The 25954-nt window shown below is 70.6% G+C and carries 25 protein-coding genes and 1 pseudogene; 14 read left to right on the forward strand and 12 right to left on the reverse strand.

The window, feature by feature from the left end; all coding sequences use genetic code 11:
* Positions 1-1155 carry an SIS domain-containing protein gene (locus C8E84_RS16600; RefSeq protein ID WP_159903919.1) on the forward strand — a complete coding sequence of 385 codons (1155 nt, stop codon included), beginning with the start codon at positions 1-3 and terminating at the stop codon, positions 1153-1155.
* 205 nt (positions 1156-1360) lie between these two features.
* Here C8E84_RS16600 and C8E84_RS17920 read toward each other — a convergent pair whose 3' ends face one another.
* Complete coding sequence (locus C8E84_RS17920; RefSeq protein WP_211675641.1) at positions 1361-2056, reverse strand: transposase; 696 nt, start codon at positions 2054-2056, stop codon at positions 1361-1363.
* A complete protein-coding gene (locus C8E84_RS17925; RefSeq protein ID WP_211675644.1) occupies positions 1971-2654 on the reverse strand; it encodes a transposase family protein in 684 nt (227 codons plus the stop codon). Before C8E84_RS17925 ends, C8E84_RS17920 begins: the two co-directional genes overlap by 86 nt.
* A 316-nt stretch (positions 2655-2970) precedes the next feature.
* Here C8E84_RS17925 and C8E84_RS16610 point away from each other — a divergent pair, with 316 nt between their 5' ends.
* The 3 genes and pseudogenes from C8E84_RS16610 to C8E84_RS16615 all read left to right on the forward strand — a co-directional run bounded on the left by C8E84_RS16610 (position 2971) and on the right by C8E84_RS16615 (position 4327).
* Positions 2971-3423 carry a PASTA domain-containing protein gene (locus C8E84_RS16610; RefSeq protein ID WP_159903921.1) on the forward strand — a complete coding sequence of 151 codons (453 nt, stop codon included), beginning with the start codon at positions 2971-2973 and terminating at the stop codon, positions 3421-3423.
* A 97-nt stretch (positions 3424-3520) separates the two neighbouring features.
* A pseudogene (locus C8E84_RS18615) lies at positions 3521-3610 on the forward strand (DUF2510 domain-containing protein); the annotation flags it as partial.
* A 162-nt stretch (positions 3611-3772) separates the two neighbouring features.
* Positions 3773-4327, forward strand: coding sequence for an Ltp family lipoprotein (locus tag C8E84_RS16615; RefSeq protein ID WP_246197003.1), 555 nt, complete (start codon positions 3773-3775; stop codon positions 4325-4327).
* Between the two features lie 91 nt (positions 4328-4418).
* On the opposite strand, the gene C8E84_RS16620 is transcribed toward C8E84_RS16615, so the two are convergent.
* From C8E84_RS16620 to C8E84_RS16640, 5 genes are all read right to left on the reverse strand, one after another.
* Positions 4419-5333 carry a hypothetical protein gene (locus C8E84_RS16620; protein WP_159903925.1) on the reverse strand — a complete coding sequence of 305 codons (915 nt, stop codon included), beginning with the start codon at positions 5331-5333 and terminating at the stop codon, positions 4419-4421.
* A 4-nt stretch (positions 5334-5337) separates the two neighbouring features.
* Positions 5338-6054, reverse strand: a complete 717-nt coding sequence (locus C8E84_RS16625; RefSeq protein WP_159903927.1) for a TfoX/Sxy family protein — start codon at positions 6052-6054, stop codon at positions 5338-5340.
* A 19-nt stretch (positions 6055-6073) separates the two neighbouring features.
* Complete coding sequence (locus tag C8E84_RS16630) at positions 6074-6670, reverse strand: hypothetical protein (RefSeq protein ID WP_159903929.1); 597 nt, start codon at positions 6668-6670, stop codon at positions 6074-6076.
* A 12-nt stretch (positions 6671-6682) separates the two neighbouring features.
* Positions 6683-7132, reverse strand: a complete 450-nt coding sequence (locus C8E84_RS16635; protein ID WP_159903931.1) for a hypothetical protein — start codon at positions 7130-7132, stop codon at positions 6683-6685.
* A 134-nt stretch (positions 7133-7266) separates the two neighbouring features.
* Complete coding sequence (locus C8E84_RS16640; protein WP_159903933.1) at positions 7267-7800, reverse strand: YbaK/EbsC family protein; 534 nt, start codon at positions 7798-7800, stop codon at positions 7267-7269.
* Between the two features lie 143 nt (positions 7801-7943).
* On the opposite strand from C8E84_RS16640, the gene ahcY reads away from it, so the two are divergent.
* On the forward strand, positions 7944-9395 hold the full coding sequence (gene ahcY / locus C8E84_RS16645) for an adenosylhomocysteinase (protein WP_159903935.1): 1452 nt from the start codon (positions 7944-7946) through the stop codon (positions 9393-9395).
* Positions 9396-9654: 259 nt separating this feature from the next.
* Positions 9655-9792: a Flp family type IVb pilin gene (locus tag C8E84_RS16650; protein WP_159903937.1), complete on the forward strand. Its 138-nt coding sequence runs from the start codon at positions 9655-9657 to the stop codon at positions 9790-9792.
* Between the two features lie 39 nt (positions 9793-9831).
* Here C8E84_RS16650 and C8E84_RS16655 read toward each other — a convergent pair whose 3' ends face one another.
* Positions 9832-10488: a response regulator transcription factor gene (locus tag C8E84_RS16655; protein ID WP_211675646.1), complete on the reverse strand. Its 657-nt coding sequence runs from the start codon at positions 10486-10488 to the stop codon at positions 9832-9834.
* A 14-nt stretch (positions 10489-10502) separates the two neighbouring features.
* Positions 10503-12104 (reverse strand): GAF domain-containing sensor histidine kinase, encoded by a 1602-nt coding sequence (locus C8E84_RS16660; protein WP_159903939.1) that lies wholly within the window; start codon positions 12102-12104, stop codon positions 10503-10505.
* A gap of 121 nt (positions 12105-12225) precedes the next feature.
* Here C8E84_RS16660 and mtrA point away from each other — a divergent pair, with 121 nt between their 5' ends.
* From mtrA to C8E84_RS16695, 7 genes are all read left to right on the forward strand, one after another.
* The gene (gene mtrA, locus C8E84_RS16665; protein ID WP_159903941.1) at positions 12226-12903 is read left to right on the forward strand and encodes an MtrAB system response regulator MtrA; all 678 of its coding nucleotides are present in this window, start codon (positions 12226-12228) and stop codon (positions 12901-12903) included.
* 5 nt (positions 12904-12908) lie between these two features.
* The gene (gene mtrB, locus C8E84_RS16670; RefSeq protein ID WP_159903943.1) at positions 12909-14471 is read left to right on the forward strand and encodes an MtrAB system histidine kinase MtrB; all 1563 of its coding nucleotides are present in this window, start codon (positions 12909-12911) and stop codon (positions 14469-14471) included.
* On the forward strand, positions 14468-16234 hold the full coding sequence (locus C8E84_RS16675; RefSeq protein ID WP_159903945.1) for an LpqB family beta-propeller domain-containing protein: 1767 nt from the start codon (positions 14468-14470) through the stop codon (positions 16232-16234). Before mtrB ends, C8E84_RS16675 begins: the two co-directional genes overlap by 4 nt.
* 148 nt (positions 16235-16382) lie before the next feature.
* The gene (locus tag C8E84_RS16680; RefSeq protein ID WP_159903947.1) at positions 16383-17150 is read left to right on the forward strand and encodes a ComF family protein; all 768 of its coding nucleotides are present in this window, start codon (positions 16383-16385) and stop codon (positions 17148-17150) included.
* A 90-nt stretch (positions 17151-17240) separates the two neighbouring features.
* Positions 17241-17894, forward strand: coding sequence for a ribosome hibernation-promoting factor, HPF/YfiA family (gene hpf, locus C8E84_RS16685; protein ID WP_159903949.1), 654 nt, complete (start codon positions 17241-17243; stop codon positions 17892-17894).
* A gap of 90 nt (positions 17895-17984) precedes the next feature.
* Positions 17985-18665 carry a response regulator gene (locus tag C8E84_RS16690; RefSeq protein ID WP_246197004.1) on the forward strand — a complete coding sequence of 227 codons (681 nt, stop codon included), beginning with the start codon at positions 17985-17987 and terminating at the stop codon, positions 18663-18665.
* Complete coding sequence (locus tag C8E84_RS16695; protein WP_159903951.1) at positions 18658-19863, forward strand: winged helix-turn-helix domain-containing protein; 1206 nt, start codon at positions 18658-18660, stop codon at positions 19861-19863. Before C8E84_RS16690 ends, C8E84_RS16695 begins: the two co-directional genes overlap by 8 nt.
* An 89-nt stretch (positions 19864-19952) precedes the next feature.
* On the opposite strand, the gene C8E84_RS16700 is transcribed toward C8E84_RS16695, so the two are convergent.
* Positions 19953-21092: a GNAT family N-acetyltransferase gene (locus tag C8E84_RS16700; RefSeq protein ID WP_159903953.1), complete on the reverse strand. Its 1140-nt coding sequence runs from the start codon at positions 21090-21092 to the stop codon at positions 19953-19955.
* A gap of 174 nt (positions 21093-21266) precedes the next feature.
* On the opposite strand from C8E84_RS16700, the gene secA reads away from it, so the two are divergent.
* Entirely contained in the window at positions 21267-24212 is a 2946-nt protein-coding gene (gene secA / locus C8E84_RS16705; protein ID WP_159903955.1) for a preprotein translocase subunit SecA, read from the forward strand.
* A 266-nt stretch (positions 24213-24478) separates the two neighbouring features.
* Here the strand turns inward: secA and C8E84_RS16710 are convergent, their stop codons facing one another.
* Positions 24479-25054, reverse strand: coding sequence for an Rv3235 family protein (locus C8E84_RS16710; RefSeq protein ID WP_159903957.1), 576 nt, complete (start codon positions 25052-25054; stop codon positions 24479-24481).
* On the reverse strand, positions 25051-25890 hold the full coding sequence (locus C8E84_RS17930) for a LysM peptidoglycan-binding domain-containing protein (RefSeq protein ID WP_159903959.1): 840 nt from the start codon (positions 25888-25890) through the stop codon (positions 25051-25053). Before C8E84_RS17930 ends, C8E84_RS16710 begins: the two co-directional genes overlap by 4 nt.
* Between the last annotated feature and the right edge of the window lie 64 nt (positions 25891-25954).

Below are 25954 nucleotides of genomic sequence, written 5' to 3' on the forward strand. Positions count from 1 at the left end.
ATGCCGTGGGTCGACGAGAGGCGCCTCGACGACTCCGAGGAGTTGCGCGTCCTCGATTCGCGTGACTCGTTGCGGTCGTTGGCGTCGGCCGGGGCGCAGGTGCGTCGGGCGATCGTGTCGGCGCAGGAGGCCGGCATCACCACCGCCGCCGGGGGAGAGCGCCCGCGATCGGTGCTGGTCGCCGCGCTCGGCGGCTCCGCGCTGGTCTGCGACGTGCTCGACCTGCTCGCCGAGCCCGGGTCGCCCGTGCCGGTCACGACCCGCCGGTCCGCACCACTGCCGGGGTGGGTGGGGCCTCTCGACCTGGTCATCGCCGTCTCGCAGTCGGGGCGCGCCGCCGGCCCACTCGCCCTCGCCGCCGAGGCCGCCCGCCGCGGCGCCTCCCTGCTGACCGTCGGTGCCGCCGACTCGCCGCTCGCCGACGTCTGCGCCCGCGCTCGGGGTGTCCACGTCGACGTGGCGCTGCCGACGCCGTCGTCGCGCACCGCGCTGTGGTCACTGCTCACCCCCGTGCTGCTCGCGGCCGATGCACTCGGCCTCGTCGACTGCCCCGCACCGGTGCTCGAACGAGTCGCCGACGTGCTCGACGCCGTTGCGGAGGAGTGCCGCCCCAGTTCCGAGTCGTTCCTCAACCCCGCGAAGGTGCTCGCCCTCGGCCTGGGCGCGACCGTGCCGGTCGTGCTCGGCGACGGCCCGCTGGCCGGGGTGGCCGCCAACCGGGCCGCGGCCATGTTGGCCCGCACTGCACGGGTTCCGGCTACGCACGGCGCACTCCCGGATGCCGCCTCGCAGGTCGTCGCGTGCCTCGACGGGCCGTTCGGATCGGGCCCCGACGACGGCCCCGGCGCTTCGGCCGACGACCTGTTCGCCGACCCCTACCTGGATGGACCCCCGGCTCAGCGCCTCGGACTGCTCGCCCTGCGTGACCCCGACCAGACCCCGGATGCCGTGGCGCTCGCTGACGCGGTCGTCGCGTCGGCGCGCGAGAGCGGCATCCCGGTGTTCGAGCAGCAGGCGCGGTCAGGGGCGCCGATAGAACGGCTCGCCTCGCTGGTTGCGCTCACCGACTTCACGGCCACCTACCTGGCACTGGGCCTCGGGCTCGACCCGTCGGTGTCACGGCACGTCACGGAACTGCGCGACCGCACCTCGTGACGAGGGAGCGGCACGTCACTGAGCTGCGCGACCGCTCTTCGTGAAGAGCGCTTCAAGCGACGCGCGTGATCTCGCGGGTCCTTGAACGCCGCGCTCACGTGTTTCGTGGGCTGTGCAAAGAACGCGCAACCCATCGTCCGTTTGGTCAATTCTTCCCGGAATGCGCCGATTCTTCCCATTGGACGCCGTGCCGTGGCTACGCGGCTCATCGAACTTGACCGGGCACCTCGCTGATCGCAGCTGAGGCTCGCCGGTATTGACGAGTGCAGGCCCAGCGTATGGCGCGGCGGTGATTGTGCACGTTGCGGTAGCCGAACGCGTTGCGGCCTTGGTGTTTCGCGAGGCGGTTGTACCCCTCGGACCTGGCGTTGGAGTAGTCCGTGATGATCGCGGCCTCGATGGCCGGCCACCACTGCTCGATGGTCGCAGCGAACCGGTGGACCTCGGGCGAGGTCGAGGCGGCGGCCTGCTCGTACAACGCCCAGAGCCGGTCCCGGATGAGCGAGCGTTCGGGGAAGGTCCCGGACAGCGCGAGGAGGTGGCGCAGGTTCTCCTTGACGGTGTACGCGTGCAGGATCTCGATGCCGGGGTCACCGGCGTCGATCAGGGCGTTCCACAGCTTCGCGAACGCGGCGGGGTCCAAGCGTTCGTGGCCGATGAGGAGCTTGCGGCGGCCGGCCCACTCGGGGTCACGCTTGCGGCCGCGGCGGCCACGCACATCACGAGTGGCGTGCTGACGGACCTCGGTGACCATGTCGTTGGCCAGCCGCACCAAGTGAAAACGATCAGCGACGACGACCGCGTTCGGCAGGGCGTCAGTGACCGCCCGCAGGTAGGACGCGGACAGGTCGATCGTGACGTGGGTGATCCCGGCCCGGCCACGAATCTGGCTGCTCCGCAATCCATTCGGCGACTTTGGCGGCGGTGCGGCCGTCGATGTGAGCGAGCAGGCCGCCGGTGCCTGCGGCGTCGACGATCCCGGTGTGCCACCGGTCCGCGAGCACGAACCAGCGCCCCGTGACCGGGTCCTGGGCCCACTTGACCTTGCCGCGGCGAGTCTCGTCGATCCCGAGCACGGTCACCGGCGGCAGCGGCTGCGCCAGGACGGGGTCGACGTGCGCGATGAACGCGCGGTGTGCCACCGGCCAGGACACCGCGTAGTGCTCCGCGCCGGCCTTCACGCAGGAGAACCGCTGCGCGATCCCGGCACCGCACTCCGTCCGCAGCCTGCTCGTCACCCTGGCCCTCGCCGGGACCGCGGGTAGCGACTCGGTGAACGACCCCCGAGGGCACGCCGCCTCCCGGCAGCGCCACCGCCGCTTGTGCCACACCAGATGCAACGGGGCCTGCCCGTAGGGAACGTCCCGCGGCCTGGTGACGGCGTGACCCTTGACCGAGGTCGACAGCACCCCACACGACGGGCAGCCCGCCGCGCTCTCGTCGTCGGTGACCACATGCACCACCCGGCCGCCCTCGTCGTCGAGCTCGACCTGCGCCACCGCCAACCCCTCGAGTCCCAGGAGCAGTGTCGCGTCCTGCCCCGACCTGTCGTCCTGCCCTGCCGTGTCGTCCTGGACCGCCTGAAATTGCGTACGCTGAACCAAGCCCGTGACCTCACCTTCGTGACCATGAACTGCCTTGACAACAGCCATGATCACCGAGGTCACGGGCCCTACAGCGTCACCACGCAGGCACCGCGTGCCCGGTCAAGTTCGAAGAGCCGGCTACGCTGCACCTTCGCCCAAATCCCAGCATCATGCTGGGCGCATTTGTGCTTTGGGGGTCTACTGATGGTCCATTCGAAAGTGATGTGTCGTGAGAATTCTCTCCAAGGTCGCCGCCTGCTTCCTGCTGACGCTGGCCGCGGCCTCAGGATTGAGTGGGTGCGGTGGAAGTTCCGCATCTGAGGCGACGACGGCCGCCGTAGCGCCCACAGTCACTGTTTCGACCACCGTGGAAGTGACTGCCACGCCCTCACCATCGGAGTCGGAGTCGGAGGTGCCGGCCGAGGTCGAATCAACGACTGCGGCGCCGGAGACGTTCACGATGCCGAAACTTGTCGGCCAGAACCTGCAACTCGCCCAGGACATGCTCCAGAAGGATGGTTCGTTCCTTCTCGACCAAGTTGATGCGCTCGGTCTGGGCAGGATCCAGGTCATGGACTCGAACTGGCAGGTCTGCACGCAGTCCCCGAAGGCTGGCAAAGAGGTCCCCGTTGACACGATGGTCACGCTCGCCTCCGTAAAGCTGACCGAGGACTGTCCGTGATCCCCTCGCACGACACGACGGGGCCATGTGACGCCCTGCACGCAAGAACCACACGGAAGCTCGATTGCCCACGCAATCGCATGTCGGAAGGAAGAGAATGAGCAGCACCCCCGCCGGTTGGTACCCGCAACCAGATGGAACCCAGCGCTATTGGGATGGAGCCAGTTGGACCGAGCACGTCGCTCCCGGAGCGGGGCAGGGGCACGGGTCTGCGCAAGTGGGCGCGGCTGACAGCCACTCAGGTGGGTCGACGTTCGCAAGCAGCGAAGCCCCGGCGAGTGCGGAGTCGCTTCCGTCGAGTCAGCGTCCGTGGTTCAAGAAGAAGCGCTACGTGGTTCCGGGTGGGCTCGTGACGGCCTTCGTGCTCATCGGCGCCCTGGGTGGAGGCGGGGATGACGCGAACAAGCCGCAAGCTGCGCTCGAGGCGTCTGCATCCTCGTCGGCCTTGCCGAGCCCTGAGACTCCTGCGGCACCGAAGACCACAGCGCCAGCGACCGCAGAGCCGGCACCCGAGCCCTCCACATCAACCGCTCCTAAGCCAGCGCCGGCACCGTCGCCAACCAAGGCGGCTCCTGCCCCGGAGGCGAAGTCCGCAGGAACGGTCTCGCAGCTCAACGCGCTTCGCTCAGCAGAGTCGTACCTTGAATTCAAGGGATTCAGCAAGAAGGGCCTCATTGACCAACTCTCCAGCGAGTACGGTGAAGGGTTCCCTCGAAAGGACGCCGAGTGGGCCGTCGAGAATCTTGATGTCAATTGGAATGAGCAGGCGGTCCGAGCCGGGCAGAGCTACCTCGACTTCAAGGGATTCTCGCGCAGTGGACTAATCGATCAGTTGAGCAGCGATTACGGTGACCAGTTCACCAAGAAGCAGGCGACGTATGCGGCCGACAAGTTGGGGCTGTGAGTGCCACTCGGCGTGCCTCGGCATCTCGTGATCGGGCCAAGAGCACCTCTCGCGTGGTGCTCTTGGCTCGACCTGCCGGTCGCTCGGCACGTCACTGAGCTGCGCGACCGCTCTTCGTGACAAGGGCCGCAAGCGACGCGTGTGCCTTGGTGGCTGACTCGATGGCGGCCCGTTCGGCCCGGGCGGCCGACAGCTGAGCGCGCCGCGCGGCATCCTCGGCCTGGCTGGACGAGGTGACCTGAGCTTCGAGGTCGGCCAGCTGCCGGCGCACAGCGGCGAGCTCGGACTCGAGGTCTTCGCGGCGGCGGCGCGCTCCGACGGCGTCGGCGGTGGCGCGCTCCGCCACGGCATGTGCGTCGCGCACCGCCTGCTCAGCCTGCTCGAGAACCCGCTCGGCATCGGCGACGGCCCGGGCGGCAGCGGCCCGCGCCTCGGCGTCCGACAGGGCCTGTGGCGCGTCCGTCACGATGCGCGGCACCCCGCCAGCTGGTGCCGCGACCCGGTCGGCGAGCGCGACGACGCGTGACAGGTCGACCGGCTCCAGCCCGTTTGAGCTGAAGGTGTCGGTGAGGCGGCCCGTCGCGAGGGCTGCGCCGGCATTCGGGTCGACCATCGCGGATCGCAGGGTCTCCTCGACGTCCGCGGCCACCTGCCCCGAGACCTTGCGACCGGCACCCGTCGCGATGGCCACGGCCTGCGCCGCCACCGCGCGGGTGAGCTGCCGTCGCTGCTCGTCCAGGGCGCGCAGGTCACTGGCTCCGAGCGTGCCCTGCGCTGCCCTCAGCCGAATGCCCAGATCCAGCAGGGAATCGACCTCGCCGCGCTGCTCACGCACTAGTTGGTTGACCACCCACGCCCCCGCGGTCGGTTTGCGAAGCAGCTGCACGGCGTCGGCCAGGGCGCGATCACCGGCGTCCTTGGCTGCCTTGGCACGGGCGTTGCGGGCGGCGGTGAAGGCTTCGGGTGGTAGCCCGTAGAGCTCGTCGGCGATGTCGTCGAGGAGCACGTCGTTACCCCCCGGTGCCGGCCGTGTGAGTGCGCGCTGGATCACCCGAACTCTTCTTGGGTTGCTTTGGCGGACGGGCGAGCGCACGCGCCACGGCGGGTTCGACCCACGAGGCCATCGCCCCCTCCGCCTCGAGATCGGCTGCGGAGACCAGGACGACCCCGCCCATCGTGCGCTCACCCATCGTGGCGCGGCGTGCACCGGCCTCGAGCGCCGGGCTGACCCCATCCGTGCCGACGTGCACCATCAGGTCTGTGCCGACCGCGCCGACAGCCATGTGGGTGTTGACGGTCCAGCACAGGCCGCCGAACATCCTGATCTCTCGGTAGCCAGCGTCCCCGGCTGCGACACCGACGGCATCCCGGATCTTCTGCGCCACGTCCTCGTCATACGCCATGAGCACCCAACCCCTTCGTCGCCGCGAGCCTAACGCCGGCGTGCGACACCACACCACGAGCGCGATGACCAGCGGCGCCACCGCGGCCAGGCCGAGCCAGACGACGTCCCGGCTGGCCCACGAGGTGGGGCCGGGGAGTGCGTCAGGTGGCGGGGTCAGCAATTGGGAGCGCACAATGCCGTCCTGTTCCCGAATCATCTGGGTGGTCGAGTCGCGGGCCTGGTTCAGGCGGCTGACGTCGACGACGACTGCTCCGTCGCCGTCGGCCGAGGTGGTGAACCAGTCCTGCGAGCCGACGCAGACGCAGGCCGTCGTGCCCGGCACCGGCGTGACCGTGGTGCCATCAGGAGTCCTCGAGGAGGATGGTGAGCCAGTCGAGGTGCTTGGTCCATCGACGAGCCTCAGCCGCCCCGGCTGCCGCTCCTCGAAAGAACACCCGGGCGAAGGTGACGGGGCTGATGGGGGAGCGGAAGTCCGCCCTGATCGCGAGGCTCAACTCCACGGAGCGCACCGTCGCCGCCACGGCCTTCTCGGTGAACTGAGCGGTGTCGGGGTCTGCTGCGAACATGCTCGCCACGAACCACTTGCGGTTGATGTCGTCCGGGTCGACGAACTGGGCGAGGGCGCCGTCGCCGTAGCGTTCGTCGGCAGTCTGGTCGAGCACCTTCGTGAACACGCGCCACTGTTTTCGGAACTCATCGACGTAGATGGCTCCGAACTTGGGGTCGTTGATCAGCGCGAAGTACTGGTCGAAGTCCTGGCCCCAACAGGCCAGTCCGGCACCGATGCCCTCGTCGATCATGACGACGTAGCCGACGTACCAGCGCCCGGGGTTCACGGCATCCTGGAAGTAGACCGGGCACCGGCCGTTCGAGACCTCACCGAGAACCGCGCCCGCAGCGCCCGCCGGCACATCGCTGGGGGAGCAGAAGTGGTCCACGTCGAGCGCCCGTCAGCCGGTGAATCCGAGGGCCAGCGCTACTTCCTCCACCGCGTGCGCCTCTGCCGGGCTGATCCGCGGGATGAACTTCCCGTTCTTGGCAACGGCTGCGGCGATCGCCACGATGTTTGCGCGAAAGGCTGTGGACTCGCCGTCGGACGCCTGCTTCAGGATGCCAGCGACGTCGTGCAGCGACTGTTGCGCACTGCGACCACTCAGCACGGATTGCATGGCCCGCTGGAGGACCACCTCCTTGCTGTTCTCGCACGACCGCATGACCGACGCGAAGAGTTGCTCATCCGGGTTTCCTGCCACCCGTGAGTTCTCGAAGCACTTGATCAGCATCGCCGACTTCAGCCTCGGGATCTTGCCGTCCGGCGCCGTGACGAGGAGGAAGGCGTACATGACGGCGTTCTGCAACTCGTCCCACTGCTGCGGGGTGAATCGTGGGTCTGCAGTCACGTCGCACCCCTGTCGGTGGGTAACGCACTTTCGCCGGGCAACGCCTTGTGCGCTCAATGTCCCAGTGGTCGAAAGGGTCGTCAACAGCCGAACGGACACCATGTGTGGCACGGGCCGTTCAGGTGTTGCAGGGGTCAGAGCGGATTGGCGAGGTGCAGCCGCTCAGCCCCGGGAAGCGTCATCAGGTCTGCACCCGCGAGCAGCAGCTTGCTGCGCCGCAGCCCCGACCCCACGACCACCTCGCCGGCTCCGACCACCGCGTCGTCGACGAGGATCGGCCAGCCGTCCGGCAACCCGACCGGCGTGATGCCGCCGAACTCCATCCCCGTCAGCCCGACGGCATCCTCGTGCGGTGCGAACGAGATCTTGCGCGCGCCGAGGTGGCGGCGCACGACGCCGTTGACGTCAGCGCGGTGCGTGGCGAGCACCATGACCGCGGCGTAGGTCGTGACGTCACCGCGTCGGCCGGCCACGATCACGCAGTTGGCGCTCGCCGCGGGGGAGACGTCGTAGGCCTCGCAGAAGGATGCCGTGTCGGCGAGCGTTGCGGCGATCGGCGCCACCAGGGCGCCCGGCACCGAGGTGATGGCGGCCGCGACGGGCGGTGCCAGCAGGTCGGTGAGCGAGGCGGCAGGTGACCAGGGGAGCGTTCCACGGGCGGACGGCATCCCCAGACCGTAGCGAACTCATCCACCACCCACGCTGCGGTATTCTGGGCTCTTGCCGGCGCGGGTGATAACCCTCCACGCACGTGCGGCCCAGAAGGGCGACGCCGGGTCAGCCCATCGTTGTGACCCCAAGGAGTACTTCCATGTCCGTTGACCACAAGGTCGCCGACCTGTCCCTGGCCGAGGCCGGCCGTCACCAGATCCGCCTCGCCGAGCACGAGATGCCCGGCCTGATGTCCCTGCGCGCCGAGTTCGGCGAGTCGCAGCCGCTCAAGGGCGCACGCATCGCCGGCTCGCTGCACATGACCGTGCAGACCGCCGTGCTCATCGAGACGCTGACCGCGCTCGGTGCCGAGGTCCGGTGGGCCTCCTGCAACATCTACTCCACGCAGGACGAGGCCGCCGCGGCCATCGTCGTCGGCCCGGGCGGCACCCCCGAGGACCCGCAGGGTGTGCCGGTCTTCGCCTGGAAGGGCGAGACCCTCGAGGAGTACTGGGACTGCACCGAGCAGATCCTCACCTGGCCCGGTGGCCACGGCGCCAACATGATCCTCGACGACGGTGGCGACGCCACCATGCTCGTGCACAAGGGCAAGGAGTGGGAGGCCGCCGGTCAGGTTCCCCCCACCTCCGAGGAGGACACCGAGGAGTTCGGCGTCTTCAAGGCGCTCGTGCGCCGCACCCTCGCGCAGGACCCGCAGAAGTGGACCAAGGTCGCCGCCGAGATCAAGGGCGTCACCGAGGAGACCACCACCGGTGTGCACCGCCTCTACCAGCTGGCCGAGGCCGGCGAGCTGCTCTTCCCGGCCATCAACGTCAACGACTCGGTGACCAAGAGCAAGTTCGACAACAAGTACGGATGCCGTCACAGCCTCATCGACGGCCTCAACCGCGCCACCGACGTCCTCATCGGCGGCAAGGTCGCCGTCGTCGCCGGGTACGGCGACGTGGGCAAGGGCTGCGCCGAGTCGCTGCGCGGCCAGGGCGCCCGCGTCATCGTCACCGAGATCGACCCCATCTGCGCGCTGCAGGCCGCGATGGACGGCTACCAGGTCGCCAAGCTGGAGTCCGTGATCAGCCAGGCCGACATCGTCGTCACCTCGACCGGGTGCTTCAACGTCGTCACCGCCGAGCACATGCAGCAGATGAAGAACAAGGCGATCCTGGCCAACATCGGCCACTTCGACAACGAGATCGACATGGCCGGCTTGGCCAAGGTCCCGGGCGTGAAGAAGCAGGAGATCAAGCCGCAGGTGCACGAGTGGACCTTCGAGGACGGCGACTCGATCATCGTGCTCTCCGAGGGTCGCCTGATGAACCTCGGCAACGCCACCGGCCACCCGAGCTTCGTCATGTCGAACTCGTTCTCCAACCAGACGATCGCGCAGATCGAGCTGTTCAACAAGACCGACGAGTACTTCACCGAGGAGGGCGCGCCCAAGGTCGAGACGCTGCCCAAGCACCTCGACGAGAAGGTCGCCCAGCTGCACCTCGACGCGCTCGGGGTCGAGCTCACGGAGCTGACCAAGGAGCAGGCCGAGTACCTCGGCGTCGACGTCGCCGGGCCGTACAAGCCGGAGCACTACCGCTACTGACGTAGCCAGGTGTGCGCGCGTCGCCCGCTGACCGACCAGAGCCGGGTGCCGTCATGAGCCACGGCATCCGGCTCTCGGTGTCGGGGGCCCAAGGGCCTCTTCGCGGGCAGTCGCCCCGCCGCTCGACCGAACGGCCCACCCCCGTCAACCGTTCGGTTCTTTTCGGCGACCCGTCGGGGGATGGTTGGGCACGGGGTCAAGACGCGACGCTGGTTCCGTGGGCGAGGATCGACCTCGACTGTGTTGAAAGGAATACCGGATGGCCACACGTCGATTGCCGCGCCATGCCAGCACCACTCGGTCGGAGAGAGGCGTGACGGTTGTCGAGTACGGCCTCATCGTGGCGCTGATCGCACTGGCCGCCATCATCACCGTCATCGCGCTGGGCTGGATCTAGTCGAGTGGCCCTCGTCGGCCGGGCCGTCGGAGCCGGAGGTCACGTGGGAGGTTGCTCCCCGATGAGCCCGAGCCGCACGGCCATGATGACGACGCTTGCACGGTTGTGCGCCCCGAGCTTTTCGTAGATCTTGCCGATGTGGGTCTTGACCGTCGACTGGCTCATGAACAGCGCGCGCCCCACCTGAGCCACTGACGCCCCCTCGACGAGCAGCTTGAGCACCTCGGTCTCGCGCGAGGTCAGCGTCGCCTGCGGGGCCTCGCTGCGGCGCCGCAGCGCCTCGGCGAGCCCGCTCGTCGAGAACTCCAGCGGCATCTCGGCAGCTCGGCGCACCGCGGAGATCACCTGCTCCGCCGGTGAGCTCTTGCGGACCAGTGCCGACGCACCGGCATCCAATGCCTCCAGCAGGCTCGAGTCGTCGCTGAGCATCGTCAGCACCACGAGCCCGATGTCCTTCGACCGCTCCCGCGCGGAGCGCACGAGTGACAACCCGCTGCCGTCGGGCATGGTCACGTCGATGATGGCGACGACCTTGCCGTCCGGAGGGGCCGACAGGGCTCGCTCGAGCAAGGCGTGCCCCTCGGCCAGCGAGCCGGCCTGACCGACCACCTCGATGTCGCCCTGCGCGCCCAGCATCGCCGCCACCCCCTCGCGCACGACCGCGTGGTCGTCGACGAGCAGGACCTTGAGCGTCACGAGCGCCCCCTTCCTCAGGTTTGGCCTGATGCCCCGCCCAGGGACGGGGTCGGCTCCTCGACCCTCAGGGTAACCGTCAGCCGGCCTGGAGTGCCGGAGCCCATGGTCAGGTGCGCCGCGACACCCTCCACCCGGGGAGTGGCGTAGCTCTGGCGCGCCGACCGGGGGTCGCCGTCGTGCTCGACCTCGACGCTCACCGGCCCGACGACGGATGCCGTGAGCGTCACCCACGCGTTGTGGGCGCCGCTTGCCTGCGCATCGGCCAACACGTCCATGACGAGGCGGTGCACGAGGATCTCGACACGGGGGTCGAGCCGGCGTTGGCGCTCGCTCACGGTCACCGTGGTGCGCATGCCGGTGACGCTGCCGAAGCTCTGGACGGCGGCACCGAGCACCGCCCCGAGGCCGCTGCCCGGCCGCTCGGCGACCCGCAGGTCGGTGATGTTGAGGCGCAGGTCGGCCATGACACCGCTCAGCTGCTGGCGGAAGGCGTCGAGGCTGTCACGCAGGGGAACGCCGGGTGGCCCGGCCTGCGCCCGCAGGGCGTCGACGCCGTAGCCGAGGGCCGCGAGCTCCTGCGCGATCCCGTCGTGGATGTCGCGTGCGATCCGGTCTCGTTCCTCGATGCTCGCCACCTGCCGCAGCTCGCCGAACAGCAGCCCGGCCTGGATCGTCGGCGCGACTCGCCGGGTCACCTCCCGGGCGACCCGCCGCTCTTCGGTCGTGAACGGCTGCGTCGCGTCGCGCTCGGCCACCAGCACGGTCGTCGACCCGTTGCCGAGCGCACACGGCACGACGAGCGCCCGGCGCTCACCGAGATCGTCGGTGAAGGTCACCTCGGTCGGGGTGAACCGGTCCGCACCGACCGACAGCACCCGGCCTATCTCGTCGGAGACCGCCCACGGTGCCCGCGTCGACCCGCGCAGCGCAACCGGCACGAGGTGGCGCGAATCCGGCGTGACGAGCACGGCGCTGCGGGTCGACGGCACGTCCGAGGCCAACAGGTCGAGGGCGAGCGTCGCGCTCGCGAGCGCGTCCAGACCGGTGGACATCTGGGCGGAGAGGTCCTGCAGACGGGCGATGAGCTCGATGGCCTCACGTGCTGCCGGGTCCGACTCCTCGGCGGCCGCCTCCGCGGCCAGCCGCTGGTTCCACGCCCCGAGGACGCTGAGCGCGGCGGCCGCCGCGAGCCACGCGAGCAGCGACCACGTGAGGTCGTGGTCGTGTTCGCCGAGGGCGAAGGCCAGGAGGCAGGCGCCACCGGCCGCGGCCGAGGTCAGCAGCACCCCGAACCGGCCCAGGCGGGTGCCGGCGTGGTATGCCGGGGCGAACACGAGCAGCGTCGCTCCGGTGTGGATCAGGCCGTACGCCGCACCCGCCGCTGCGGCAGATGTCGCGAGCATCGCCACGACAAGGCTCTCGACGACGCCTTGGCGAGCCACCGGCAGCCGGTCGAGGGTCGTGATGACGAGTTCGACCATCGTCACGAGCGCCAGCCACGGCAGCACCTGAAGGAGCACGTTGCTGATCTCGGCGACGAACACGGCGAGGATGAGGAAGGTCAGGCGAATGGCGACCGAGGCGTCGAGCCAGTTGAGCCAGCGCTGTCGGGTCACCTACGCAGGGTAGCCCCGGGCCGTGCTCACCCGGCCTGACCAGCCCCGTTGCGTGCAGGGAACTCCCACAGTGCTGTGCGAGACTGGCTCGACAGTCTGCCCCGGGAAAGGAACCGCCGACGTGAAGGGTCGTGTGCTCGTCGTCGATGACGACCTCGCGCTGGCGGAGATGCTCGGCATCGTCCTGCGCAACGAAGGCCTGGAGGTGCACCACGTCGCCGACGGCTCGTCCGCGATCGGTGCCTTCCGCGAGCACCGCCCCGACCTGGTGCTCCTCGACGTCATGCTCCCCGGCATCGACGGGCTAGAGGTGTGCCGCCAGATCCGGGGCGAGTCGGGCGTGCCGATCGTCATGCTGACCGCCCGCACCGACACCGTCGACGTCGTCGTGGGCCTGGAATCCGGTGCCGACGACTACGTCGTCAAGCCCTTCAAGCCCCAGGAGCTCATCGCCCGGGTGCGGGCCCGCCTGCGGCGCGACAACGAGCCCGAGCCCGAGCGCCTCACCATCGGCGACCTCGCCATCGACGTCGCCGGCCACTCGGTGACCCGTGGCGACGAGCGGCTCTCGATCACCCCGCTCGAGTTCGACCTGCTCGTCGCCCTGGCCCGCAAGCCCTGGCAGGTGTTCACCCGCGAGGTGCTCCTCGAGCAGGTGTGGGGCTACCGGCACGCCGGTGACACCCGGTTGGTCAATGTTCACGTCCAGCGACTGCGCAGCAAGATCGAGCACGACCCCGAGCGTCCCGAGATCGTCGTCACCGTGCGCGGTGTCGGCTACAAGGCCGGCCAGGCCTGAGCTCGATGCGCGATGCGCTCGCCCACCTGGGTCAACGGTGGCGGCAGTCCCTCCAGCTGAGGGTCGTCACGACGACGATGCTCCTCGGCCTGCTCGTCGTCTCCGCCCTCGGCGGGGTGCTCTACCAGCAGATCGCCCGCGGTCTGGAGAGCGACAAGATCGACACCTCGCAGTCCGAGGCGCTCGCGCTGGCCGCCCAGGCCCAGACGACGTGGGACAACTCCACCGCCACCTCGGTCGACGACCTTGACCAGGCGGCCCGCGACATCATGACGCGCCTGCTCGCGGCGCCGGGGTCCAACCCCAGCCGCTACGTCGTCATGAGCCGCTCGGTCGGCAACGACAGCGACATCGTGCTCGCGACCCTGCGCAGCGGCGTCCTCGACCTGTCGGTGGTGAGCCCCGAGCTCCAGGCCGCCGTGGCGGCATCCCCGGGTCGCCAGCAGACCCAGATGAGCGAGGTCACCCTCGGAGGCGAGAACCTCCCGGCGTTCATCGTCGGCAGCGTCGTCGAGGTGCCCAACGCCGGCCCCTACGACCTGTACTTCATCTACCCGCTGGGGCAGGAGGTCGCGACGATGGACTTGATCACGAACTCGTTCGTGATCGCCGGTCTCACCCTGACCCTGCTCGTCGGCGCCGTCGCGTGGGTGGTCACCCGGCAGGTCGTCGCCCCGGTGCGCCGGGCTGGTGAGGTCGCCCAGCGGCTGTCGGCCGGCAAGCTCAACGAACGGATGCCGTCGCGCGGCGAGGACGACCTCGCCCTCCTCGCGACGTCGTTCAACGCCATGGCTGACAGCCTCCAGTCGCAGATCCGCCAGCTCGAGGGGCTGTCCGCCGTGCAGCAGCGCTTCGTCTCCGACGTCTCGCACGAACTGCGCACGCCGCTCACGACGATCCGGATGGCCGTCGACGTCATCCACGACTCCCGCACCGGCTTCGACCACTCGGTGGCCCGGTCCGCCGAACTGCTCGCCGGTGAGCTGGACCGGTTCGAGGAACTGCTCGCCGACCTGCTCGAGATCAGCCGCTTCGACGCCGGCGCCGCCGCCCTCGACGTCGAGACGGTCGACCTGCGCAGCCCCCTGCGCCGCGTCGTCGAGGCCACCCGGCCGTTGGCCGACCGGCGGGGGAGCGTGGTCACCCTCCACGTGCCCGACGAGCCGGCCGAGGCCGAGGTCGACGAGCGCCGGGTCGAGCGCATCCTGCGCAACCTCGTCGTCAACGCCATCGAGCACGGTGAGGGCCGGCCCGTCGACATCCACGTCGGTGTCGGGTCGGATGCCGTGGCGGTCGTCGTCGAGGACCACGGCGTCGGTCTGCGGCCGGGTGAGGCGGCCAACGTCTTCACCCGGTTCTGGCGCGCCGACCCCGCTCGCGCCCGCACGACGGGCGGCACGGGGCTCGGCCTGTCGATCTCGCTCGAGGATGCTCGCCTGCACCACGGGTGGCTCCAGGCGTGGGGTGAGCGCGGGGTCGGCTCGCGGTTCCGCCTGACCCTGCCGCAGCGGGCGGGGGCGACCCTGCACGGCTCACCGCTGCCGCTCAGCCCGAACGAGGAGCCATGACCAGGTTCGTGCGGGCGGCCCTTGCCCTCCTGGTGGTGCTGGCGCTCGCCGGCTGCGGGGGGCTGTCGAGCGAAGGGCCCGTCGAGCCCGGTCGCGAGGTCGGCAGCGGTCGCCCCGCCGACCTGCGGGTGACCTTCCCAGGGCCCCGAACCGGTGAGATCCAGGAGAGCATCGTGCGCGGCTTCGTGCGCGCAGGGGCAGCCAGCGATGCGGCCTACGACAACGCGCGCGCCTTCCTCACCGCCTCGGTCAGCGAGGCGTGGAACCCTGACGCCTCGCTCGTGCTCCTGGCCGAGGCAGCGCCACCCGCCACGGTGCTCGTCAACCCCACGACCGTGCGCATCACCGCCAAGGTCGCCGCCACCGTCGACGAGGAAGGGCGCCACACCGCCGCGCCACCGGGAAGCACCGTGACGGCCGAGTTCCAGCTCGAGACCGTGGGCGGGCAGTGGCGCATCGCGGCCCTGCCCGAGGGCTTCGGCCGCTGGATCGCCAGCACCGAGGTCAACCGGCTCGTGCGCCCCTACGCCGTGCACTACGTGTCGACGAGTCAGCGGGCGCTCATCCCCGACGTGCGGTGGTTCCCCGTCGATCGCCTCGCCACCCGGCTGGCACGCGCCCAGATCCTGCCCCTGCCCGAGCACTTCGACGGTGCGGCCGTCACGGCTGTCCCGCTCGGCGCACGGCTGCTCGGCGACGCCGTCTCGATCGATTCAGGGGTCGCGACCGTCAACCTCATCTCAAGCAAGCTGGCGCCCGGCCAGACGACGAGAAAGAACCTGTGGGCACAGTTCGTCGCCACGCTCATCCAGGATCCCGCAGTCACTCGGGTGTCCCTCTCCGTCGACGACGTGCCCGTCAACCTGCTCACGCTCGACGGTTCGGCCGGCACGCTCGCCGAGGTCGGGTTCACCCCGCCGCCGCCGGTCACCCTGGCTGCCCCGGTGGTCCGCCGTGGCGAGGAGGTGGCGGTCTTCGACCCCAGCAGCCTCGGGGACCAGGAACCGCGTGAGCCCGCCGACCAGCGACCCTACCCCGCAGTGCCCGCCGGCTTCTCCCGTCTGGCCCTGTCCGCCGATGGCAACGAGCTGGCGGCGATCAACCCGGGCGGTGACGGAGTCTCCCGTTGGCGCGACGCCAACCGCTACGTCGTGCCGCTGCCCGGCGGTGCCGTCGGGAGCCCGTCCTACGACAGCCGGGGCTGGCTGTGGGTGGGTGCCGTCGGCGCCGGGGGCGCCGGCGCGCCACGACTGTTCGTCGTCAACACGGCATCCGACCCGGCCGGGGCCGACGCCGCTGCCGTCGCCGTCGAGGCGGCCTGGCTCGCCGGGCGCCGGGTGCTCGAGGCCCGCGTCGCCCCCGACCGAGACCGCATCGCCGTGCTGTCCACGGCGGCCGACGGCCGCGACGCGCGGATCGACCTCTCCGGGGTCGTTCGCTCACGCGCCGGGCAGCCGCAGCGGCTCGCGTCGCCGCTGCGCCTCGGTGTCTCGCTGGTGCGGGCCACGAGCCTGGCCTGGCTCGACGACCGCACCCTGGCCGCGCTCGGGGTCCTCGAGGGCAGCACCCTCCAGCCGGTCATCATCACCGTCGGCGGAGGAGTGCGGGCACTGACGGCAGCCCCGGATGCCGTGGCCATCACGTCCACGGGCGGCGAACGTGACCTGTGGGTCACCACCTCGACGGGACGCCTGCTCGGCCGTGCGGGCTCCCAGTGGGTCGACAGCGGCCCAGCGACCGACCTCGCCGTCGCCTCCGGCTGACGGAGCCCAATCGAGAGGTCGAGACATGCCCGGGATCCCCGATCTGCACCTGCATGTCTCGACCCCTCGATGTCGCGCGTCCACAGGGGGGCGATCCTCACGGGCGGCAGCACGTGGTGTCGGGTCATGCTGGGCCCAAGGGGGTGCCATGGGGGACAGGCTCTGGGAACGGGTGGCGGGCGCAGCGGCAGCGGCCGGTGAGCTCGTGCTGCCGTCGCGGTGCGCGGCCTGCCACCGACCCGGCCCACCGCTCTGCCGAGCCTGCACGGCCACCCTGCGCACGGCATCCCAGGGGTGGCCCGCGCTCGTCACCCTCGATCCGAGCCCGCTCGGGATGCCGGCCTGCTGGGCGGCGGCGCCGTTCGACGGGCCGCTGCGGTTGGCCGTCACGGCCTACAAGGACGAGGAGAGACGCGACCTGCGCCCTGCCCTCGGACAGCTGCTGGCGTCGGCGCTGACGACCGCCTTCGCCGCTGACCCCACCCTGCGCCGCCACGTCGCGCGGGATGGACCCGTGCTGCTCGTGCCCCTTCCGACGGCACGGTCGGCGCGGCGGCGGCGAGGCGACGACCCGGTCGGGGACCTCGCCCGCGCGGGTGCGCGCGGTGGCCCGCCCGGCATCCACCTCGCGCCAGCCCTGCGGCACACCCGGCGGGTCGCCGACCAGTCCCGCCTCGACCGCTCGGCCAGGGCGGCGAACCTCGCCGGCGCGATCGAGGTGTCACGGCGGTGGCGCGAGGTGGTTCGGGGGGCGACGTGCCTGCTCGTCGACGACGTCGTGACCACCGGCGCGACGATGGCGGAGGCCGCCCGGGCGCTTCGGACCGTCGGCGCTGAGCACGTCGTCGCTGCCGCGGTGGCCGCCACACCGCGCCGTGTGACCCCCGCCCTTGTGGCCCGTCGGGCGGCGGACTAGCGTCAGTGCATGAGCCCCGATTGTGCGGAGGTGGTGCCGAGTTTCGCCGTAGAGCACTGAGCAACAAACCCCCAGCACAAGGAGGACCACGTGGACATTTCCGTCACCGGACGGCACCTGACCGTCTCCGATCGATTCCGTGCACACATCGAGGAGAAGCTGGCGAAGATCACCCAGCTCGAGCCGCGCACGCGTCGAGTGGAGGTTCTGATCAGCCACGAACCCAACCGCCGGCAGGCCAAGGCCTGCGACAAGGTGGAGATCACCTGCTACGCCAAGGGCCCCGTCATCCGGGCCGAGGCGTGCGAAGAGGACAAGTACGCAGCCCTCGACGTGGCGATCGACAAGCTGATGGAACGGCTCAGGCGTCAGCACGACCGGCGACAGGTCCACCGAGGGCGTCGAACGCCCGAGTCCGTGGCGGCCGCGACCGCCCGCATCGTGCCCCCGGCCGACCAGTCCGTGGTCGATGCCGCCCCCGAGGTCGACGAGCCGGACGGCCCGTTCGGTGACTCGCCGGTCGAGGTCCGCGAGAAGATCCACCGCTCCTCGCCGATGACGCTGGCTGATGCCCTGCGCGAGATGGAACTCGTCGGGCACGACTTCTACCTCTTCCACGACACCGACACCGACCGCGCGAGCGTGGTCTACCGCCGCCGTGGGTGGAGCTACGGCGTGCTGCACCTCGACCTCGACGACGGCCCCCAGGACGGGCTCGCCGACGACGAGGCAGCCGCCTCCTGATGGCGCGCAGGTCCGGGTGGTGGGCAACACCGCCCGGACCTGCCACCATGTTCTCGTGCAGGTGACGCAGGGACCGTGAACGGAGACCGCGTGCAGTCCGTTTCCCCGGGGACGGTGACCCGTGTGGTCATCGCGGACGACCATGCCCAGTACCGGCGGGGCATGCAGATCGTCGTCGAGCTCGAGGGCACCGCGCGCGTGGTCGGCGAGGCTTCCAACGGTGACGAGGCCCTGGCGGTCTGCACCCGGCTGCGGCCCGACATCGTGCTCATGGACGTTCGTATGCCGGGCGTCGGCGGCATCGAGGCCTGCCGCCGGATCCGCTGGGCGGTGCCCGAGACCCGCATCATCATGCTCACCATGTCCGATGAGGAGGACGACCTCTTCGAGGCGATCAAGGCCGGTGCCAGCGGGTACCTGCTCAAGGGCGTGCCGGGGGAGGAGGTCCTCGCGGCGATCGGTCGGGTCGGCGAGGGGCAGGCGATCATCCCGGCCAGCATGGCTGCCATCCTGCTCACGGAGTTCGCCAGGCTCAGCCGCAACCCCGAACCGTTCCAGCGCACCCTGCCGCCACTCACCGATCGCGAGGTCGAGGTGCTGCGCCTCGTCGCACGGGGCCAGGCCAACCGCGAGATCGCCGAGGGGTTGGTCATCTCGGAGAACACCGTGAAGAACCACGTGCGCAACATCCTCGAGAAGCTGCACCTGCACTCACGGGTCGAGGCCGCCGTCTACGCGCACCAGCAGCACCTGATCCCCACGGATGAGTGACGCGCCCGCGCCCGTGCGTCTGTCGCAACGGGCTGCGCGCCGCATCGCGCTCGCCGCCCAGGGGTTCGGGCGGCCACGACCCGAGAGCCCCGGCATCCGTGACGTCCAGCGGGTCATCGACACCGTCACCGTCGTGCAGATCGACAGCGTCAACGTCGTCTCGCGCAGCCACTACCTGCCGTTCTTCTCCCGGCTCGGGGTCTATGACCCTTCGCTCGTCGACACCGCCCGTGACCGGGCGCCGCGACGACTCGTCGAGTACTGGGCGCACGAGGCCTCGCTCGTCGCCCCGTCGACGTGGCCCCTGCTCGACTTCCGGATGCGGCGCGCACGCGAGGACGCGTGGGGCACCATGCGGCACGTCGCGCGCGAGCGCCCCGACCTCGTCGAGGCCGTGCTCGACGAGGTCGCCAGGCGCGGGCCGATGACCAGCCGCGAGGTGGAGGCCGCCCTGGCCCATGACCTGCCTCGCCAGCGCGGCGACTGGGGGTGGAACTGGTCGCTGGTCAAGAGCGCCCTCGAGCACCTGTTCTGGGCGGGGGAGGTGTCCAGCGCCGGGAGGACGGCGCAGTTCGAGCGGCGCTACGCGGTGCCTGCGCGGGTGCTGCCCCCGCCCCTTCGGGCGCTCGCGCTCGACCCGCAGGCCCGGCCCTCGGAGGCCGAGAGCTTCCGCCGGCTCATCGAGCTGTCCGCCCGCGCCCACGGCGTCGGCACCGAGCAGTGCCTGCGTGACTACTTCCGGCTGCGCCCCGAGCAGGCCAGGCCGGCCATCGCTGCCCTCGTCGCCGACGGAACGTTGGTGCCGGCCGAGATCGCGGGTTGGCGACGACCCGCCTACCTGCACCGCGACGCCCGGCGACCACGCGGCATCCGGGCGCGTGCCCTGCTGTCACCGTTCGACTCCCTCATCTGGCAGCGCGACCGCACCAGCGCCCTGTTCGACTTCGACTACCGGCTCGAGATCTACGTGCCCGAGCACCTGCGCGTGCACGGCTACTACGTGCTGCCGTTCCTGTTGGCGGAGGACCTCGTCGCGCGCCTGGACCTCAAGGCCGACCGGGCCGCGGGGGTGCTGCGGGTGCGGCGGTGCACGTGGGAGCCCGGCCGCGGTGGTGCCGAGGACCGGCGCGAGCTCGACGAGGAACTCGCCCTGCTGGCCACCTTCCTCGGCCTCACCCGTACCCAGATCGACCAATAGGTCACCGGAGGTACGCCCAGCCCGCGACTTCTTGCACTCCAGCCACATCTGGCAAGGCCTGGCAGGTGGCTGGAGTGCAAGAAGTCGTGTCAGGGGCGGTGCAGGAGCTCCCAGTGCAGGGCGTCGACGGCCCTTCCGCCGGGCAGCACGTCGGCAGCGGTCTCCCGCCCCCAGCTGGTGAACCCGAGTCGGTCGAGCACGGCGTTGCTCGCCGCGTTGTCCTCGGCGGTCTGGGCCACCAGCCGGCGCATCCCGAGTCCGCCCTCGCCCCGGGGCGTGAACGCGTGCTCGACGACGGCCTGCGCAGCAGCGCTCGCCACGCCGCGACCGCGGGCACTGGGCAGCACCTGGTACCCGAGCTCGGCGGTGTCGTCGTCCAAGGTGCCCTCGGTGACGAACACGAGCACCTCGCCCAACGCGGCATCCGACTCGGCGTCGGCGATGCACCAGCTCTGGGTCACGCCGAGCGACATCCGCTCGCGGCGCACGAGCAGCCAGTCGGCAAAGGTGTCGGCGTCGAGCACGCCCCGCGCCGGCATGTGGTGCGCCGGTTGGTCACGGCCCTCAAGATGTCTGACGTCGTCGTCGCTCCACGGGCGCAGCAGGATGCCGTTGCCCCCGTCCGCGGTGAGCAGCGGCGGGTCGGCCCACGGGGTCCGGGGTTCCATGACGTCGTCGGCGCCCAGGCTGCCCCGCCACATGTCGATCGCGGTGCCGCCGGCAGGGTCGGCCGAGGCCTGGGGGGTGGTGCCGTGGTGGGTGAACCCGCAAGCCCACGCCACCCGCCACGACGCGAAGTTGCCGCGCTCGGCCTCCCAGTGCAACCGGACCCCGCCCTGCGCGAACCACCACCGGCAGACCAGGCGCAGGGCACCGGCCATCAGGCCCTGGCCCCGCCCGTCGGGGTGCAACCCGTACCCGATGCTGGCCGCGCCCCCCGCGATGGGGCGCACGTCGATGGTGCCGAGAAAGCGTGCCTGCGGGTCCGCGGCATCCGAGATCGCCCAGAGCCGGTTGCCGTCCTCGGCCAGCCAGCCGGACTCGATGAACGCGAGGAACTCGCGGGCCTGCTCCAGCGAGTACGGCCTGGGCACGGTCGTCCACCGCACGCTCTCGGGGTCGATGGACTGCTCGACGATGGCCCCGGCATCGTCGGGGCGGTGGGCGCGAAGGCGCACCACGCCGTCGGTGAGCTCGGGCACGCAGCCGGGAAACGGCATCCTCGTCATGCCCCCACCCAACCATCCGGCTCCTCACCGGGGAACCGCATTTTGTGCTGCGTCGTTGGCCTGACCGGTGAGTCGGACACGGGTCCGGCGGCCGTCCGCCTGCTCGACTACCCTAGGCAGGTCCACCCCGTGGTGGTCACTGCCGCACGTCCGCTGCCTGAGGAGTCCCCTGCCGTGAAATTCGTCGAGAAGCTGTTGCGCGCCGGTGAAGGCCGCATCCTCAAGAAGCTCGACAACATCGCGGCCCAGGTCAACGCGATCGAGGAGGACTTCGAGAAGCTGACCGACGCCGAGCTGCGTGCCGAGACCGACGTCTTCAAGAAGCGCCTCGCCGACGGCGAGACCCTCGACGACATCCTGCCCGAGGCGTTCGCCGCGGTGCGTGAGGCCAGCAAGCGCACGCTCGGCAAGCGGCACTTCGACGTGCAGATCATGGGTGGCGCGGCGCTGCACATGGGCAACGTCGCCGAGATGCGCACCGGTGAGGGCAAGACCCTCGTCGCGACCCTGCCGTCCTACCTCAACGCACTCACGGGCAAGGGCGTGCACGTCATCACCGTCAACGACTACCTCGCCGAGTACCAGTCCGAGCTGATGGGTCGCGTGCACCGCTTCCTCGGCCTCGAGACCGGCTGCATCCTCGCGTCGATGACGCCCGAGCAGCGACGCGCCGAGTACGCCAAGGACATCACCTACGGCACGAACAACGAGTTCGGCTTCGACTACCTGCGCGACAACATGGCCTGGTCGGTCGACGAGCTCGTGCAGCGCGAGCACAACTTCGCCATCGTCGACGAGGTCGACTCGATCCTCATCGACGAGGCCCGCACGCCACTCATCATCTCCGGCCCGGCCGACGCCCCCGCGAAGTGGTACGTCGAGTTCGCCAAGATCGCCGCCCGCCTGGAGCGCGGCGAGCTCGAGTCCGGCCGCGGCGACTACGAGGTCGACGAGAAGAAGCGCACCGTCGGCGTGCTCGAGAGCGGCATCGAGAAGGTCGAGGACCACCTCGGCATCGACAACCTCTACGAGTCGGCCAACACCCCGCTCATCGGCTACCTCAACAACGCCATCAAGGCCAAGGAGCTCTTCCAGCGCGACAAGGACTACGTCGTCCTCAACGGTGAGGTGCTGATCGTCGACGAGCACACCGGGCGCATGCTCGCCGGCCGCCGCTACAACGAGGGCATGCACCAGGCCATCGAGGCCAAGGAGGGGGTGGAGATCAAGAACGAGAACCAGACCCTCGCGACGATCACCCTCCAGAACTACTTCCGTATGTACGACAAGCTCTCGGGCATGACCGGCACGGCCATGACCGAGGCCGCCGAGCTCAACTCGATCTACACCCTGGGTGTCGTGCCGATCCCGACCAACCGGTCGATGATCCGCCGCGACGAGGCCGACCTCGTCTACCGCACCGAGGAGGCCAAGTACCGCGCCGTCGTCGACGACATCGTCGAGCGCCACGAACACGGCCAGCCCGTGCTCGTCGGCACGGTCTCGGTCGAGAAGTCCGAGTACCTCTCCGAGCAGCTGCGTCGCCGGGGGATCAAGCACGAGGTGCTCAACGCCAAGCACCACGAGCGCGAGGCGAGCATCGTCGCGGATGCCGGCCGCAAGGGCGCCGTGACCGTCGCCACGAACATGGCCGGTCGCGGAACCGACATCATGCTCGGTGGCAACCCCGAGTTCCGCGCGGTGGAGGCACTCAAGGCTCGCGGTCTGGACCCGCACGAGACGCCCGAGGAGTACGAGGCGGCCTGGGACGACGCGCTCGCCGCCGCCGAGGAGCAGGTCGCGGCCGAGCACGCCGAGGTCACCGAGCTCGGCGGGCTGTACGTGCTCGGCACCGAGCGCCACGAGTCGCGCCGCATCGACAACCAGCTGCGCGGTCGTTCCGGTCGCCAGGGCGACCCGGGTGAGTCGCGGTTCTACCTCTCCCTCGAGGACCACCTGATGCGGCTGTTCAACGCCGGTCTCGTCGACCGCGTGATGACCACCGCCAAGCTCGACGACGACCAGCCGATCGAGTCCAAGATGGTGTCGCGCTCGATCCAGTCGGCGCAGGCGCAGGTCGAGGCGCAGAACTACGAGATCCGCAAGAACGTCCTCAAGTACGACGACGTGCTGAACCGCCAGCGCACCGTCATCTACGACGAGCGCCGCCGGGTCCTCGAGGGTGAGGACCTGCACGAGCAGCTGCGCTACTTCGTCAACGATGTCATCGAGGGCTACGTCGACGCCGAGACCGCCACCGGCTTCCCCGAGGACTGGAACCTCGAGCGGCTCTGGACGGCACTGCGCGCGCTCTACCCGATCTCGGTCGACCACGCCCAGCTCGCCGAGGCCGCGGGTGGCCTGAGCGGGCTGACCAACGAGCGCCTCAAGGAGGAGATCCTCTCCGACGCGCACCACGCCTACGACGAGCGCGAGAAGGCCCTGGGCTCCGAGGTCATGCGCGAGGTCGAGCGGCGCGTCATGCTCTCGGTGCTGGACCGCAAGTGGCGTGAGCACCTCTACGAGATGGACTACCTCAAGGAGGGCATCGGCCTGCGCGCGATGGCCCAGCGCGACCCGCTCGTGGAGTACCAGCGCGAGGGCTTCGCCCTGTGGAACACCATGAACGAGGCCGTCAAGGAGGAGTCCGTCGGGCTGCTCTTCCACGTCGACGTGCAGGTCGACCAGCCCGCCGAGGCCGCTCCTGCGGTGGCGCCGGTGCACGTCTCCGAGATGTTCGGTGGGCTCGCGGGCGGCGGTGCGACGGCCGATTCGGATGCCGCGTCGAGCCCCGTGCAGGACGACGCGCCGGATGCCGTGGCCGCGTCGTCGGGCGGTGCGCCAGCGGATGGTGTCCATGACGGCTCGGGTGCCGATGCGGCTGCAGCCGCCGAGGCCGCCCCGAAGGTCGAGGTCTCCGGAGTTGGCGTCGGCCGGCCCCGCACCGGTGCCCTGCACTACACGGCGCCGAGCGAGAGCGGCGGGGTCGAGGAGCGCGACGAGAGGGCACCGGCATCCGCGAGCGCCCTGACCGACGAGCAGCTGAAGTCGACGCCGAAGAACAGCCCGTGCCCGTGTGGGTCGGGGAAGAAGTTCAAGATGTGCCACGGTCGCCGCTGAGCGGTCGGGCGCCAGCCACTGACGTCGGGGCAGACGTGACCACCTGGTCACAGCTGCCCCGGCGTCGTCGTTCCTCGGTGGGTGTCGAGGTCACCCCGGCAGGGTGATTCGCCGGCTGGCCACCGGCCCTTGCCGCCCTCGCTGCGTTGGCGATCGCCGCCCTGTTCAGCACCGGCAGCCTGCCCACCCGACAGGGGCAGTCAGGCGCGGACGCGAAGGTGCCCGCAGGCTCGGCGTAGCCGCTCCGCCTGCGCGCTCAGGTCGGCTCAGCCGATCTGGAGGGCGGTGACCCGCCACTTCCCGTCCTGACCCTCGAGGCGCATCGCCACGGCACGCACCCTCGATCCGTGCTGGAGCACCACGGCGGCCTCGATGACTCCGTCGACGGGCTCGCACACTCGCACCCTGAGCACGCTCAGGCGTTGGCGGGTCGTGCGGGCGCCGGGGTTGGCCGCCCGCCGGGCAGCGAGGGCGCTGCGTCGCGCGACCACGGCGTAGACCTCGGGGGAGGTCCACCGCACCACCTGAGGGGCGGGTCGCAGCCCGGTCATCACCTCGATCAGCGCGTGGGTGATGCGTCCTGCCCACCATGTCGGGTCGGGAAGGTCGTCTCGCGCCGTGCGCTGGGGGCCGAACAGCGTGTCGTCGGATGCCGTGTCGAACGAGACAGCGAGCGTCCCCTGGACGTAGCCGGAGTTGGCGAGCCGCTCCTGCTGGGCCTGCCGGGAGCGGCGCATCGCCTCATCGAGGGCGAGCGGCTCGGGGAGCACGCGAAGGCGGGCTGGCGTGGATCGGGCCTGGGCGGGTCGAGGCAGCGCGGCGCGGGCCGGTGAGGCACTCACGGGACTCTCACCTCTGGTGCGCGCAGCACCTGACCGGGGAGGATGAGATCCGGGTCGTCGCCGATGACGGCACGGTTCGCGTCGAACCACGCGGGCCACGCCTGCGCGATCTCGGCGTCGGACGCGTTGGGGCCGAGGTGGCGCGCGGCGATGCTCCACAAGGTGTCTCCGCGGTGCACCACGACGTCCACGGGGGCGTCGACGGCAGCGTTCGGTGTTCGGCTGAGGAGCCCGACGTCGGCCTGGGGCCGAACCGTCGGGGCAGTCGGGACCCACGAGGGGTCCGGAAGGGCGTGGAAGCCGGGGTCGGGCAGGGAGGGGGCCACGGCATCCGGACTGGGCGTGGGGGTGCCCGTGGGTTCGGTGAGTGAAGGCGCGGGGGAGGGGTGCGCAGGGGACGGTGGTGCAGGGGTCGCCGGAGCCGTCGAGGACTGGGAGATCGAGATCGACGGGGTGGGTGGCTCGGCGACCGCGGCACCCGGAGCCACACCAGCCACCACCCCGACCCCGAGGACGAACGCGGCGGTCTGCCGGAGCAGCCGCGGCGTCACGATGTCCGCGACGACCTGTGCTCCCCGGCCGAGCGACCCCGGCACCCGGGCCAGCAGGCTCAGCGTCAGCCCCAGCGCGAGCCACAGCACGCAGGCCAGCGCGACGGCCGCGGTGATGCCCACGAGCAGCTCATCGGCGCGGGCCGGACCGCCGGTGCCCACTGCCGCGACCGTGCGCTCGACGACGCGCCACAGCACCACCGCGACAGCCGCCGAGGCGCCGAGGCCGAGGAGGCCCCGGACGGCGACGACCATCGGTTTGATGCCGTTTGGTGATGTTTGCATGCTGATGACGGTAAACGGGCAGAACTGGCCCCGCAACCGGAGTGTGCTCGGCTGTGGACATCCC

Source organism: Ornithinibacter aureus (genome assembly GCF_009858245.1).
Lineage (GTDB): Bacteria > Actinomycetota > Actinomycetes > Actinomycetales > Dermatophilaceae > Fodinibacter > Fodinibacter aureus.